This window comes from Brenneria roseae subsp. roseae (genome assembly GCF_003115845.1).
Lineage (GTDB): Bacteria > Pseudomonadota > Gammaproteobacteria > Enterobacterales > Enterobacteriaceae > Brenneria > Brenneria roseae.
Window position 1 is genome coordinate 294,692 of sequence record NZ_KZ819023.1, and the last position, 11,439, is coordinate 306,130.

At 52.9% G+C, this 11,439-nt stretch carries 12 protein-coding genes; 5 read left to right on the forward strand and 7 right to left on the reverse strand.

What is annotated here, in order from left to right:
• The first annotated feature begins 6 nt into the window (after positions 1-6).
• Positions 7-975, forward strand: a complete 969-nt coding sequence (locus tag DDT52_RS03615; protein ID WP_136155139.1) for an FAD:protein FMN transferase — start codon at positions 7-9, stop codon at positions 973-975.
• Positions 976-1,063: 88 nt separating this feature from the next.
• Here the strand turns inward: DDT52_RS03615 and fabI are convergent, their stop codons facing one another.
• From fabI to sapA, 6 genes are all read right to left on the reverse strand, one after another.
• Positions 1,064-1,852, reverse strand: coding sequence for an enoyl-ACP reductase FabI (gene fabI, locus DDT52_RS03620; protein WP_109054222.1), 789 nt, complete (start codon positions 1,850-1,852; stop codon positions 1,064-1,066).
• A gap of 144 nt (positions 1,853-1,996) precedes the next feature.
• Positions 1,997-2,812, reverse strand: a complete 816-nt coding sequence (gene sapF, locus DDT52_RS03625) for a putrescine export ABC transporter ATP-binding protein SapF (protein ID WP_109054221.1) — start codon at positions 2,810-2,812, stop codon at positions 1,997-1,999.
• Positions 2,812-3,804 (reverse strand): putrescine export ABC transporter ATP-binding protein SapD, encoded by a 993-nt coding sequence (gene sapD, locus DDT52_RS03630; protein ID WP_136155140.1) that lies wholly within the window; start codon positions 3,802-3,804, stop codon positions 2,812-2,814. Before sapD ends, sapF begins: the two co-directional genes overlap by 1 nt.
• Before the next feature lie 16 nt (positions 3,805-3,820).
• Complete coding sequence (sapC, locus tag DDT52_RS03635; RefSeq protein ID WP_136155141.1) at positions 3,821-4,711, reverse strand: putrescine export ABC transporter permease SapC; 891 nt, start codon at positions 4,709-4,711, stop codon at positions 3,821-3,823.
• On the reverse strand, positions 4,698-5,663 hold the full coding sequence (gene sapB / locus DDT52_RS03640; protein WP_136155142.1) for a putrescine export ABC transporter permease SapB: 966 nt from the start codon (positions 5,661-5,663) through the stop codon (positions 4,698-4,700). The genes sapC and sapB overlap by 14 nt, the downstream gene beginning before the upstream one ends.
• Complete coding sequence (gene sapA / locus DDT52_RS03645; protein WP_136155143.1) at positions 5,660-7,354, reverse strand: ABC transporter substrate-binding protein SapA; 1,695 nt, start codon at positions 7,352-7,354, stop codon at positions 5,660-5,662. The genes sapB and sapA overlap by 4 nt, the downstream gene beginning before the upstream one ends.
• A 232-nt stretch (positions 7,355-7,586) precedes the next feature.
• Between sapA and DDT52_RS03650 the strand changes: the two genes are divergently transcribed.
• A complete protein-coding gene (locus DDT52_RS03650) occupies positions 7,587-8,444 on the forward strand; it encodes a hypothetical protein (protein WP_136155144.1) in 858 nt (285 codons plus the stop codon).
• A 293-nt stretch (positions 8,445-8,737) separates the two neighbouring features.
• On the opposite strand, the gene pspF is transcribed toward DDT52_RS03650, so the two are convergent.
• Positions 8,738-9,739, reverse strand: a complete 1,002-nt coding sequence (gene pspF / locus DDT52_RS03655) for a phage shock protein operon transcriptional activator (RefSeq protein ID WP_136155145.1) — start codon at positions 9,737-9,739, stop codon at positions 8,738-8,740.
• Positions 9,740-9,979: 240 nt separating this feature from the next.
• Between pspF and pspA the strand changes: the two genes are divergently transcribed.
• From pspA to pspC, 3 genes are all read left to right on the forward strand, one after another.
• Entirely contained in the window at positions 9,980-10,645 is a 666-nt protein-coding gene (gene pspA, locus DDT52_RS03660; protein WP_136155146.1) for a phage shock protein PspA, read from the forward strand.
• Between the two features lie 71 nt (positions 10,646-10,716).
• Positions 10,717-10,944: an envelope stress response membrane protein PspB gene (pspB, locus tag DDT52_RS03665; RefSeq protein ID WP_136155147.1), complete on the forward strand. Its 228-nt coding sequence runs from the start codon at positions 10,717-10,719 to the stop codon at positions 10,942-10,944.
• Positions 10,944-11,309, forward strand: coding sequence for an envelope stress response membrane protein PspC (gene pspC, locus DDT52_RS03670; RefSeq protein ID WP_136155148.1), 366 nt, complete (start codon positions 10,944-10,946; stop codon positions 11,307-11,309). The genes pspB and pspC overlap by 1 nt, the downstream gene beginning before the upstream one ends.
• Positions 11,310-11,439 lie beyond the last annotated feature (130 nt).

Below are 11,439 nucleotides of genomic sequence, written 5' to 3' on the forward strand. Positions count from 1 at the left end.
TTTATCATGAAATCTGTAAACGATATCTATTCCTATACCGCGCACCTGATGGGCAGTCCGATCGTATTGAATCTGTTTGTTCATGATGCAATGTTGGTTAAGCGGGTATTTCACTACATCAAACAGCTTGAAGATCGTTTGACCGTCAATCGCCCGCAGTCAGAAGTGATGCGCATTAATCACGCGGCGGGGCAAAATTACGTGACGGTCAGTCCTGTTGTCTTCAGTCTTATCAAACAGGCTAAGGCGGTCAGTCTGATGGAAGGCAACTGCTTTAATGTCGCCATCGGCCCCGTGGTGAAACTGTGGAAAATCGGGTTTAGCGGTTGTGCGGTGCCTGAGGCGGAAAAAATAGCGCGGGCGCTTGAGTTGACCCATCCCGAACGCATCATGCTTAACGATAATGACTGCGCCGTTCTGCTGGAAAGCGCGGGGATGGAAATCGATTTGGGCGCTATCGCCAAGGGGTACATTGCGGATCTCATCAGAGATTTGCTGTATCAGCACGGCGTTTATCACGCGGTGATCAATCTTGGCGGCAACGTACTGGCTATCGGCCGTTCATTGACGCAGGGCCAGTGGTGCGTGGGGTTGCAAAAGCCATTCGCGGACAGCGGCAGTTTGCTTGGCGTGATTCGGGTTATTAATAAGTCTGTGGTGACTTCCGGTGTTTATGAGCGTTTTTTTACCGTGGATGGTCAGGTGTATCACCATATTTTAAATCCAGAAACCGGATATCCTCTGGATAATGAACTGCATAGCGTCACCATTATCTCGGACGACTCCATCGACGGTGATATTTACACCACCTTGCTCTATGGCATGGGGATGGAGGCCGGCCTTGACTATTTACGCGGTAAACCGGAGATAGAAGCGATCTTTGTCAGCAAAAAGAAAGAAATTATCCTCTCTTCTCAGCGTCATTATGATTTTGAACAACTGGACGATACCTATGCACTCACCCGTGCCGGTTAGACGGGGCGCAAGCACACGATAGGGGATGGAGAAACCTGACAATGCCCCACATGCGAGGTGGGGCATAAAGCGACGGCAGAAGAGCCTGTTAATCCAGTTCCAGCTCGTTCATCGCGGCGATGTTGAAACCGCCATCGACGTGCAGAACTTCACCAGAGATCCCGGCGGCCAGATCGGAACACAGGAAGGCGGCGGAGTTACCGACGTCCTCGATGGTCACAACACGGCGGATTGGCGTAACGGCTTCACAGTGAGACAGCATCTTCTTGAAGTTTTTAATGCCGGATGCGGCTAGAGTACGGATCGGGCCGGCGGAAATGGCGTTAACACGCACGCCCTGCGCGCCCATGGCGTTTGCCATGTAGCGAACGTTCGCTTCCAGAGAGGCTTTTGCCAGGCCCATGACGTTGTAGTTAGGGATGGCACGCTCTGCGCCCAGGTAGGTCAGGGTAACCAGCGCTGAATTCGGGTTCAGCATTTTGCGACAGGCTTTCGCCATCGCGACGAAGCTGTAAGAGCTGATATCGTGAGCAACGCCAAAACCTTCGCGGGTGACGGCATCAACATAGTCACCGTCAAGCTGATCGCCCGGCGCATAAGCGATGGAGTGAACAAAGCCATCAAAGTTTGGCCATACTTTAGCCAGTTCAACAAACAGCGCTTCAATGCTTGCATCTTCCGCGACATCGCATGGCAGAACAATGTTTGATCCCAGTTCGCTGGCGAAGCCTTCAACGCGAGATTTCAGTTTATCGTTCTGATACGTGAACGCCAGTTCAGCACCTTCACGGTGCATCGCCTGCGCGATACCGAATGCAATGGAGCGGTTACTGGCAACACCAGTTACCAGAATGCGCTTACCGGTAAGAAAACCCATAGCAGTAATCCTTGTGATCATTGTTGCTGCGATCATCAGCAATTAAAATAAGCAGTTAATGATGATCGAGATGAATAAACCGGGCGATTCTACCATGCCTGAAGCCGATTGGGGTACTCCGAGCAGTTTCGCCTTCCTTCATACTCAAAATTGTGCGCCATCGCGTCGCCAGGCATCGGCGCTCAGCGCTTCACCAAAGTGGCTGGCTATCAGGCGTTTGGTCAGATCGTGAAGCGGCGAAGCCAGCACTTCCGCCGTACTGCCGCGTTCGACGACCTCACCGGCGTGCATCACCAGAATCTGATCGCTGATGTGCTTCATCATCCCCAGATGCTGGGTGACATAAATATAAGAGATACCGTGCTTTTCCTGGAGTTCCAGCATCAGATTGATAATTTGTGACCGCATAGACATATCCAGCGAGGCCAGCGCTTCATCCGCGACGATGACTTTAGGTTGCAGAATCAGCGCGCGGGCCAGACCGACACGCTGCTTCTGGCCGGGAGCCAGCGCATGCGGGTAGTAGTAAGCGTGGTCAGGACGCAGCCCAACCTGTTGCAGCGTTTGGTTGATGGCTTTCTCACGCGCTTCCGCGCTGAGATCGGTATTCAACCGCAGCGGCACGTCCAACAGTTGACCAATTCGCTGGCGCGGATTGAGCGCATTGCCCGCATCCTGAAAAATCATCCGGATACGTTGGCTGCGGTAGCGATAATCACCATAGAGCAAAGGATGATCGTCGATCAGTAACTCGCCTGACGTCGGTGGAATCATGCCCGACAACATTTTGGCCAGCGTCGATTTTCCCGAGCCGTTTTCCCCGATAATCGCCAGCGTCTGGCGTTCACGCAGGGTAAAGCTGACCGATTTCACCGCTTCAACATGCTGACGACGAAATAACCCCGTCCGATAACGAAATGTCTTGGTCAGATTACGCGCCTCAAACAGCATTTCAACCATCAGGATTCCTCCATGTTGAGCGGAAAGTGGCAGGCGTATAAATGGTTTTTAACGGAAAGCAGCAGTGGCGTTTGCATACATTGTTTCTGTGAATAAGGACAGCGAGGCCCCAGGCGGCAACCTACAGGCAAATGTTCCAGCGAAGGGATCGCCCCCGGCAGCGTATTCAGACGACTTTTATGGGGTAATGAGCGGCCAAAATCCGGCATCGCCCGAATCAACGCCTGCGTATAAGGGTGGCGCGGCGCGGTAATCAGGTCTTCGCTGGTCGCGCTTTCCACCGTCTGGCCGCAGTACAGCACATTGATTCTGTCGGCCCATTTGCTCATGGTTTGCAGGTCGTGGCTAATCAGCAGAATGGTGGTGTTGTTATTCTGATTCAGGCGCGACAGCAAACGGAAAATCTGCGCCTGCGTAGTCGATTCCATCGCGTTGGTGGGTTCATCGGCAATCAGCAGACGAGGCTGGTTCGCCAGCGCAATGGCGATCATCACTTTCTGGCATTCGCCGTCGCTCAGTTCGTAGGGATAGCTGCCCATAATGTCTTTGTGATCTTTAATACCGACACGGTGCAGCAGCTCGATAGCCCGGCGTTTACGCCAGTTGAATCGCTGCCACCAGCGGCCTTTGTATGTCCAGCCGGGGATGGTCTGTAGCAGTTGTCGCCCGATGCTTTCGGACGGATCGAGACAGGACTGCGGTTCCTGAAAAATCATGGAGACGTTATGTCCCACCAGCTTGCGCCGTTCGCGCGGTGACAGTTGCAGCAGGTCGATATCGTCAAAACGGAAACGGTCGGCCGTCACCCGCCAGTTGTCTTTGGTAATCCCGCAGATGGCTTTGGCAATCAAACTCTTACCTGAGCCTGACTCGCCCACCAGTCCGCGGATTTCCCCTTCGTTCAGCGTCATGCTGACCCGGTCAACGGCTTTGACTGCGCCGTCCGAGGTCAGGAATTCGATGGTCAGATTACGAATATCAAGTAGTGGCATAATTTCGTCTCCGCCATTATTCCGTTTCTGCGATCAGGGCACGGCGAATGCCATCCCCAAGCAGGTTAACGATCAACACGCTCAGGGCAATGGCGCCGCCGGGCAACATGACGGTCCACGGCGCGGCGTACACCAGCTCCAGCGAATTGCCGAGCATCGCCCCCCATTCCGTAGTAGGAAGCTGTGCGCCCAGATCGAGAAAACCTAATGCGGCAATATCCAAAATGGCGATAGACAATGCGCGCGTGAACTCTGAAACCAGCAGCGCGGCAATATTGGGCAAGACAACATACCAGATAATATAGCGGGTTGAGGCGCCATCAAGCCGGGCGGCGATGACATACTCTTTATTCATCTCATCATGCACGGCGCTATAGATTGTTCGCACCATGCGGGGCAACAGCGCCAGCCAGACAGCCAGCATCGCGTGTTCGAGCTGGGGGCCGATAAACGCAATCACCACAATCGCCAGCAGCAAAGAGGGGATGGATAACAGCGTGTCAAGGATATGGTTGAGCATCGCGGAGCGCAGGCCATGGGTCACGCCGGCAATAACGCCCAGTACGATGCCAAATAGCGCCGCGGCATAGGTGACGATCAATGCCGATCCTACAGTCGGCGCCGCACCGCTGAGCAGACGGCTAAGCTGATCGCGGCCCAGATCGTCAGTACCGAGGAAGAAAGAGACCTCGCCATAGTGCGACCAGGACGGAGGCAGCAGCTGATAACCGAGAAACTGCTGGTCCACTTCATAAGGCGTGAGTAATTTTCCAAACAGGCACAGGCCGAGCAGGATGAGAAAGCTGTAAAAGCCGATCATCGCCAGCGTATCCCGATAGAATACCCGCCAGGTGTCGCCCAGCCGGCTGGGTAAGCGTTTTTCGCTGTAAACGTTATCGAAGGGCATACCATTCCTTATGCTTCAGCGGGTTTGTCATCGCACCCCAGATATCAGACAGAACGTTAACGGTGATGACCATCGAACCGACCACCATCACGCCCGCCGAGATAGCCGCGTAATCCTGCTGGCGAATGGCATTGACCAGCCAGCGTCCCAATCCCGGCCAGCTAAATACGACCTCAGTAATGATGGTGAGCGTCAGCATGGTGGAAAACTGCAACCCCAGTTTGGGCATAATCGGCGGCAGCGCGTTGTGCAGTACGTGACGGCGAATGATGGTCAGCTTTGATAAACCGCGGGTGGCGGCGGCCTTGATATAGTTTTTGCCAATCACTTCGGTGGTGCTGATGCGCATCAGTCGGATCACTTCGGTTGTCGGCCCGACGGCGAGTACGATGATGGGAAGTATCAGGTGGCGAATCGCGCTGATCATCATTTCAACGCGATACGGCGAATCAGACAGCCAGGCGTCAATCAGCGCAAACCCGGTGACGGACTTGACCTGATAGAGCAGATCGAAACGCCCGGAAACCGGCAGCCAGCCGAGATAAAGAGAGAAGAACAGCGTGAACAGCAGCGCCAGCCAGAAAACCGGCAGCGAAAAGCCGATGAGCGCCAGCGTACTGATCACGATATCCGGTCCGCGATTCTGCATTACGCCAGCGGTGATGCCCAGCGGGATGCCGATCATCAGCGACAGTATAAATGCCAATAAGCAGAGTTCGATGGTAGCAGGGAAAACGTCTTTCAACTGTTCGCTAATCGCCTGACCATTGATGCTGGAACGGCCGAAATCGGCCTGTAACAGGCTGGAAAGATAAAAGCGGTAAGCGTCAAACAGGGCCGCGCCATTGAGCGGGGCATTCGGCGTGTAGTAGCTCAGGCTGAATCCCACCAGCGTCAGCAGGAACAGCGTCACCAGCAACAGCACCAGCCGACGCAGCGTAAAGATAATCACGGTTGTTCTCCTTCAACGGCTTCCTGTGAAGAAGGTGCCTGGGGCTTCGCGGCCTGAGGCGGCTCCCGGAACACGCCCGCAAAGGAGGCGTTGCCGAACGGGCTGAGCACCAGGCCTTTCATATCGTAACGATAGGCCAGCAAACGCAGTGAGGACGCGAGCGGCAACACGGGAAGCTGCTCCGCCAGGATCTGCTGCGCCTGTTGATAATATTCAATCCGTTTTGACAGTTGCTGTGAAGACAAGGCATTTTGCAACACGTCATCAAACCTCGGGTCACACCAGTGAGCATAGTTGGTCTGAGAACGAATAGCCGCACAGCTTAACAGCGGACGGAAAAAACTGTCCGGATCATTACTGTCGGTTGCCCAGCCGGCCAGCGTTAAGTCGTGGCTTTGTTCCATCAGCCTTGCTTCCTGAAAACGCCCTTCCACCGGCACGATGGTTACCTGTATGCCGACCTGCGCCAAATCGGCCTGAATCAGTTCGGCGGTTTTCAACGGGCTGGGGTTATAGGATTGCGATGCGCTGGGCACCCACAGGCGCAGGCTGAGGCCGGTGATGCCTAAATCCTGCAAAATCCGGCGGGATTTTTCCGGATTGTATTCGGTTATCTGCGATTCATTGTCATACGCCCAGGATGCGCGCGGCAGGATCGATGCGGCCGTTTCCGCGGTGCCGTAATAAATGGACTGCATGAGTCGGTCATTGTTAATCGCCAGCGCAATCGCTTCGCGAATCCGGCGGTTGTCCAGCGGAGATTTGCGCACGTTAAAGGCGAGATAAGCGACATTCATTCCGGGCCGCAGCGATAGCCGCAGACGGGGATCGTTACGCAGGATGGTCAACTGGCTGGCGGCGGGGTAGGCAAGCACATCGCATTCGCCGGTCAACAGCTTGGATAATCGACCCGTGCCCCCAGACCCCAGATCAACGACGACCTGCGACATTCGGGGCTGACCACGCCAGTAGGCGTCATTGCGTGTCAGACGGATATATTGTCCGTTGCGGTATTCGTTGAGCCGATACGGGCCGGTTCCCACCGGCTCCCGATCGATCAACTCCTGTTTGTCGTTTTTTGCCAGCGCTTGTGCATATTCGGCAGACAGGATCGGCGCATAATGCGTGGCCAGATGCCACAGGAAAGACGCATCCGGGCTATTAAGGCGAATCTCCACCGTGTATTCACCCAGTTTACGAATGCTTTGTACTGAATCGGCAAACTGTAGACTGTCGAAATAGGGATATTCGCCGCCGTTGATATCATGATAAGGGTGTTTTTTGTCCAGCATGCGTTGAAAACTGAATACCACATCATCGGCATTCATATTGCGGGTCGGACTGAACCAGGCCGTGGTTTGGAACGGCACGTTATGATGCAGATAAAACCGGTAGGTGGAGCCATTGTCCAGCACTTCCCAACGCTGGGCGAGTTCCGGCATCAGGCGGTAAGTATAGGGATCGACATCCAGCAGGCGGTCGTACATCTGCGCCGCCAGCGTATCAATGGTAACGCCGCTGCGCGCCATCTGTGGGTTGAACGTGTTCAGCACGTCATTCACGCAATAAACGAAACCGCTTTGGCGAATGGACTCCAGCGGTGTTGCAGGCGTAAGCGGAGAGGGCGGAGCCGCCAGCGCCGGCAAAGCCAGCCAGACGAATGCCAGTGCAAAACAAAATTTTCCAGACATACGGGTTTTTCAGTCAAGGCGTAATACACAGAGTGTACCGCACTCTCACCGTCCTCCCCACTGTGTTGTATGCATCTGGCGACTTTCCAACCGATGATATTGCTTATTGCGAATTATTGTCCTGGATCATAGTAGAAGCATTTTATCATCATAATGACGGCTAACGGGCTAAGTTATGCGGGAAAGGTGCCGTTATAGCTAAAACTTTGTCTGAAAAATGGAGTGATTCTGGATGGACAGCACCAGGCCCCATCGTACCGTTGGCATCGAATTTTCGCGTGAGACGGAAAATGTTACCGAACTCTCCACAGATTTAAACGCCGATGCGATCATGGCAACATTCGAGGCCATTGAATTTTCAGATGAAAATACGGGTTGCATCGAGAATGAGGCTGACAGGGATCAGCGTAATCCACTACCGGTGTTAACCGAAGAAGAAATTAACGCGAAAAATGAGAAGATCAAGCAGATAAAAGATACCTCGCTTTCCGCATCGTTGGATGATGTCTCTGAGCTGGCCATTTCCTTTTTTATTGTAGCGGTAGAAGGAACGAAATCTCCGGTTACGGAACTTGCCAATGCCATACACGATGCCTTTTCAAGTTCGCTGACCGATGAAAAGACGGGGATGATAGAGGCTTTCGATATCGCCATGAAGAAAGAGATGCTCACTTTCATCAAAGCGAGGTTTATCATCGAGGCGTATCAGTCCCAGGCAGCAGAAATAATTGATAACTACATTAGTGAACTGGTGTCGCGGCGGGACAGTATACGGCTGGGGGCGGCTAACGCGGAATTTTTGCTTGCCTCCGGTTTGGGCGACGAAAAATATGCCGACGCGTTACAGAGTGATATTGAGGCGCTGAAACAGGGGACATATCCGTCTCAGGTCGAAATGTCCCGGGTGTTATCGATCGCCGACAGCGCGTGCAGTGTTGTCGATATGCTCGATCAGTTTGAAATGATGCTGAGAAACAGCGGCCGTTCCGCACCGACGCTGGATACCGAGTTGCAGCATTTGGGGCTGTTGGCCGATCACTGGGACGATTTTGTGCAAAAATACGCGCCGCGGACGCTAAAAAAACGATAAAAGAGCAATGTGGAAAAAGCAGGAGGAACCCCATACTTCGTATGGAAATGAGAAAAATTCTCAACAAAGTGCTTTACAGATGATACTGATAACCATTATCATCATTTTCGCACTTCAGCAGTTGCTTCTATGCAGGCACTGAAGGAGAGCACGACATTGCTCACATTGCTTCCAGTATTATTTTAGCCAGCCTGCGTGCTGGCTTTTTTTTGCGCGCCGGATGCCTGGGTTCATTTCCTTTTCATATAAAATAGTTAATGAAATCAATTAACTTAAGGTGTTCTCCGGCTTTTTCATTCATTGATTGCGATGGCATGTTTTTTCAATAAGCCACGTAGCTGATGATAGGTTAGCCCCAGCAGTTCCGCGGCCTTACGCTGATTAAAGCGCGCCTGATTTAATGCCCGTTCGATAAGCGCTTTTTCCTGAGACAGTTGCCATTGTTTCATATCCAGCGGTAAATCCGGCAATTGATCCTCGAGGCGGCGTGCCGACGCGGGGGACGCCGGACTAGCCGATGCCGATTTCTGAAACGGGTTGAGAATAATGGTATCCAGCGCGCTGTCGCTGCTGCCATGACGGTAAACGGAACGTTCCACGACATTTTTCAGTTCACGGATGTTACCCGGCCAGCCGTAATTCAGCAGCGTCTCGCGGGCGCGCGGAGTGAAACCGGGAAAGAGCGGTAATCGCAGTTCACGGCACATCTGAATCGCAAAATGCTCCGCCAGCAACATGATATCTTGCTGACGTTCTCGCAATGGCGGGAGCTGGACCACGTCGAATGCCAGTCGATCCAGCAGGTCGGCACGGAATTTTCCACTGGCGGCCAACGCCGGCAGGTCGTCATTGGTGGCGCAGATCAAGCGTACATCGACCTGTAGGGCCTGCCCGCCGCCGACGCGCTCCAGCACGCCATATTCGATCACCCGCAGCAGCTTTTCCTGTACCAGCATCGGCGCGGTAGCCAACTCATCCAGAAACAACGTACCGCCATCGGCGCGCTCGAACCGACCCAGATGGCGTTTTTGCGCCCCGGTAAACGCCCCGGCTTCATGACCGAATAGCTCGGAATCCAGCAGATTCTCATTTAAGGCCGCGCAGTTCAGCGAAACAAATGGCCCTTGCCAACGGGGCGAGAGGTAGTGCAATCGACTGGCAATCAACTCCTTACCGGTACCGCGCTCGCCAATCACCAGCATGGGTTTATTGAGCTGCGCCAGCTGTGAAACCTGTTCCAGCACTTCAATAAAGTTGTTGGCTTCTCCCAGTAAGTTCTCTTTTTCCTGTCCCATCGCATTGCACCGTGTAATTTTTACTAACAGTTAGCGTATTTGACTAATTTAGCGGGTATTGGAAAATAGTCAAAATTCTTCGTGCTTTATTTTCAATAGGTTATAAAAGGATAAACATTGGCACGCTTATTGATACGTCTTTATTGAAGAGCAACAGTGATATCGCAATCGGGCAATGACTGGTCGCGATCATAAATCAGGCGTAATACAGACGCCGGACATCATTAAGAGGATTGGATTATGGGTATTTTTTCTCGTTTTGCCGACATCGTGAACGCCAACATCAATTCATTGCTGGATAAAGCGGAAGATCCACAGAAGTTGGTTCGGCTGATGATTCAGGAAATGGAAGACACGCTGGTTGAGGTTCGTTCTACCTCCGCACGGGCGCTGGCAGAAAAGAAACAGATTGCCCGTCGTATTGATCAGGCTCAGTCTCAGCAGGCGCAGTGGCAGGATAAGGCCGAACTGGCGTTGAGAAAAGACAAAGACGATCTGGCGCGCGCCGCGCTGATTGAGAAACAGAAACTGACCGATTTGATCGTGACGTTGCAGCGTGAAGCGGAAAGCGTTGATGAAACGCTGGATCGCATGAAACGCGAAATCGGCGAGCTGGAAAACAAACTGACGGAGACCCGCGCGCGCCAGCAGGCATTAACCCTGCGTCATCAGGCCGCCTCTTCGTCCCGCGATGTGCGCCGCCAACTGGACAGCGGCAAGCTGGATGAGGCCATGGCGCGCTTTGAACAGTTTGAGCGCCGGATTGATACGATGGAAGCGGAAGCGGAAAGTGTCGGGCTGGGGAAACAGAAATCGCTGGATCAGCAGTTCGCCGAGTTGAAAGCAGATGATGAAATCAGCGCGCAACTGGCTGCACTTAAAGCTAAAGTTAAACCAGCAGAATAACCGGGCTGGCTATCGTCAGGGTTGGCGATAGCCGTATTAAAACCGGTGAACATAATCATTAAGGAGACACGATGAGTGCTTTGTTTCTTGCCATACCGCTGACCATTTTCATGTTGTTTGTGGCACCGATATGGCTTTGGCTACATTACAGTCAGCGCAAGCAAAACAATGCTCAACTCGGACAAAGCGACATGCAGCGTCTGACGCAACTGACGGAAGACGCCCGCCGCATGCGCGAGCGAATTCAGACGCTGGAGGAAATTCTGGATACAGAATACCCGGACTGGAGAAAATCGTAATGAAGAATACATGGTCAGGTAAAACGTTATACCGCATACCGGAAGAAGGGATGCTCAAAGGCGTGTGTGCCGGGCTGGCTCACTACTTTGACGTACCGGTAAAACTGGTGCGGGTCATTGTGGTGTTATCGATGTTTTTCGGCCTGTTCTTTTTCACCATCGTGGCTTATATCGTGCTCAGTTTTATACTCGATCCCGTGCCCGCGGCACGCTACCATGAACAAGAATCGTCGTTTCGCACGCCGGGGCAATTACTGAACGATGCTGACGCGACATTGAAGGCCAGTGAGCAGCGGCTGCGCAATATTGAGCGCTACGTCACCTCAGAGACGTTTGGCGTTCAGAGCCGTTTTCGCCAACTGTAAGCATAATCATGTCATACGGCGTTGATGTTATCGGGTCACATCGACGTCGTTTATGACAAAGTTGTTTATAATAAAGCGGTTTATAATAAAACAACGCCGCTTTTCTTTTCACCGGGTGATTCTGTACTAG

Bases quoted from the DNA above. Each gene is read 5' to 3' on its own strand.
- sapD (WP_136155140.1), bottom strand. From the start codon at position 3,804: ATGCCACTACTTGATATTCGTAATCTGACCATCGAATTCCTGACCTCG.
- pspA (WP_136155146.1), top strand. From the start codon at position 9,980: ATGGGTATTTTTTCTCGTTTTGCCGACATCGTGAACGCCAACATCAAT.
- pspC (WP_136155148.1), top strand. From the start codon at position 10,944: ATGAAGAATACATGGTCAGGTAAAACGTTATACCGCATACCGGAAGAA.
- DDT52_RS03650 (WP_136155144.1), top strand. From the start codon at position 7,587: ATGGACAGCACCAGGCCCCATCGTACCGTTGGCATCGAATTTTCGCGT.
- sapF (WP_109054221.1), bottom strand. From the start codon at position 2,812: ATGGTTGAAATGCTGTTTGAGGCGCGTAATCTGACCAAGACATTTCGT.
- fabI (WP_109054222.1), bottom strand. From the start codon at position 1,852: ATGGGTTTTCTTACCGGTAAGCGCATTCTGGTAACTGGTGTTGCCAGT.
- pspB (WP_136155147.1), top strand. From the start codon at position 10,717: ATGAGTGCTTTGTTTCTTGCCATACCGCTGACCATTTTCATGTTGTTT.
- DDT52_RS03615 (WP_136155139.1), top strand. From the start codon at position 7: ATGAAATCTGTAAACGATATCTATTCCTATACCGCGCACCTGATGGGC.
- pspF (WP_136155145.1), bottom strand. From the start codon at position 9,739: ATGGGACAGGAAAAAGAGAACTTACTGGGAGAAGCCAACAACTTTATT.
- sapC (WP_136155141.1), bottom strand. From the start codon at position 4,711: ATGCCCTTCGATAACGTTTACAGCGAAAAACGCTTACCCAGCCGGCTG.
- sapA (WP_136155143.1), bottom strand. From the start codon at position 7,354: ATGTCTGGAAAATTTTGTTTTGCACTGGCATTCGTCTGGCTGGCTTTG.